Below are 2,311 nucleotides of genomic sequence, written 5' to 3' on the forward strand. Positions count from 1 at the left end.
CGGCCGCCCGATTGCCAATACCCAAATCTATCTGCTTGACCGGGCCGGGCAGCCGGTCCCGCTGGGTGTCACCGGTGAAATTTACATCGGAGGTGCGGGGGTCACCCGGGGTTACCTGCATCGGCCTGACCTGACGGCTGAACGCTTTGTGGCTGATCCGTTCAGTTCCCAGCCGAATGCCAGACTGTATAAAACCGGTGATTTAGGCCGCTGGTTGCCGGAGGGCAATCTCGAATATCAGGGCCGCGCGGATTTTCAGGTCAAGATCCGCGGCTTCCGCCTTGAACCGGGGGAAATTGAGGCACAATTGCTGGCCTGTGAGGGGGTCAGGGCGGCCGTGGTGATGGCCCGTGAGGCGAATGACGGTGAAAAACGGCTGGTCGCCTACGTAGTGCCACAGCCGGATGTCGCGCTGGATACCGCCAGTTTGCGTGACCAGCTGCGTACCCGGCTGGCGGAGTTTATGATCCCCAGTGCCTTTGTCAGATTAGACGCTTTCCCGCTGACCCCGAACGGCAAACTCGATCGCAAGGCCCTGCCGGCCCCGGATCAGTCCGCCGTGATAACACGTGACTATGCTGAACCCGTGGGCGAGGTGGAAATCACATTATCGGAAATCTGGCAGGAGTTACTGAAACTGGACCGGGTCGGTCGTCACGACCATTTCTTTGAACTGGGGGGCCATTCCCTGATGGCCGTCAGCCTGATTGAACAACTGCGCCGCCGCGGGTACGCACTGGCGGTGCGCACCGTTTTCGCCACCCCCAGACTGGCGGAGATGGCGCAGGCGATACCGGTCCGGCAAGAGACGCCGGATGATGGGGTGCCGCCCAACCGTATTCCGGCCGGTTGTACACACATCACGCCCGAGATGCTGCCATTGGTGACGCTGTCACAGACGGCGATTGACACCATTGCGGCTTCCGTGACCGGCGGTCATGCCAATGTGCAGGATATCTACCCGCTGTCGCCGTTACAGGCCGGTATCCTGTTCCATTACCAGTTGCAGACGGAGCGGGATGCCTACCTGTTAAACAGTGTACTGGCCTTCGACTCCCGCGTTTACCGGGATGACTTTCTGAACGCCCTGCAACAGGTGATTGACCGCCACGATATTCTGCGCACGGCGGTCTGCTGGCAGGGCCTGAGCCAGCCGGTGCAGGTGGTCTGGCGGCAGGCTGGCCTGACCGTGCATGACTTTATCCCCGCCTCCCCGGCCAATATCCCGGCACAATTGCAGGCAAGCCTGCCTTATCGGCGGGCTATCAGTCAGGCCCCGTTATTCGCCGCCAGTACGGCTTATGATACCGACAGCGGGGAATGGCTGCTGGCGCTCAGTGTCCACCATCTGGTCTGCGACCATATGACGCTGGCGCTACTCGTGGATGACATTCACTGCATATTGCAGGATAAAGGGGAGGCTCTGCCGCCCCCCTTGCCGTACCGTAACTTTATTGCCCAGACGCTGCGCGTCCCGGCTTCGGTGCATGAGGCGTATTTCCGTCAGCGACTGGCGGACATTGATGAACCGACTGCACCGTTCGGCTTGCTCAATGTACAGGAAGATGGCACTGACATAGCAGAAGCCCATTGGCCACTGGAGACGACACTGGCCCATACCCTGCGTGCGCAGGCGCGCCAATGGGGTATCAGTCCCGGCGTGCTGTTCCATGTGGCCTGTGCGCAGGTACTGGCCCACACCAGCGGCCGTGATGACGTCGTGTTTGGTACCGTGTTGTCGGGACGATTGCAAGGCAGCACCGGCGCCGATCAGGTCATGGGCATGTTTATCAATACCCTGCCGATCCGGATAGCCCTGAAAAATCGCAGTGTGCGGGATACCGTGCAGGCGACGGCGCAGGATCTGGCCGCCTTACTGGCGCACGAACAGGCCCCACTGGCGCTGGCCCAGCGGTGCAGCGGGGTTATGCCGCCGCTGCCCCTGTTCAGCGTCCTGTTCAATTACCGGCACAGCCCGTCAGACGCGGGGGACAATCCTGCCCGGGCCGGTATGCGTGTGTTGGTTTCGGAAGAGCGGACGAACTACCCCATCACCCTCTCCGTGGATGATCACGGGGACGGTTTCACCCTGGTGGCGCAGACCGTGGACGGGGTTGATCCGGACAGGATCGTGCATTATCTGCACACGGCCCTCAGTGCGCTGGCGGAGGCGCTGACCACGGACGCGCAACAACCGGTGCTCCGTTTATCTATTCTGCCGGCAGCAGAGCGCCAGCAGTTACTGGTGGATTTCAACGCCACGCAGGCCGATTTTCCGCCGCAGGCGCTGATCCATGACCTGTTTGAACAG

The 2,311-nt window shown here is 61.3% G+C and carries 1 protein-coding gene; it reads left to right on the forward strand.

From position 1 onward, the window contains the following. Nucleotides 1-2,311: condensation domain-containing protein (locus AACS90_RS21725; protein WP_153043711.1), on the forward strand; the 2,311-nt coding region annotated here is incomplete at both ends.

This window comes from Xenorhabdus sp. KK7.4, from assembly GCF_963876465.1.
Lineage (GTDB): Bacteria > Pseudomonadota > Gammaproteobacteria > Enterobacterales > Enterobacteriaceae > Xenorhabdus > Xenorhabdus stockiae.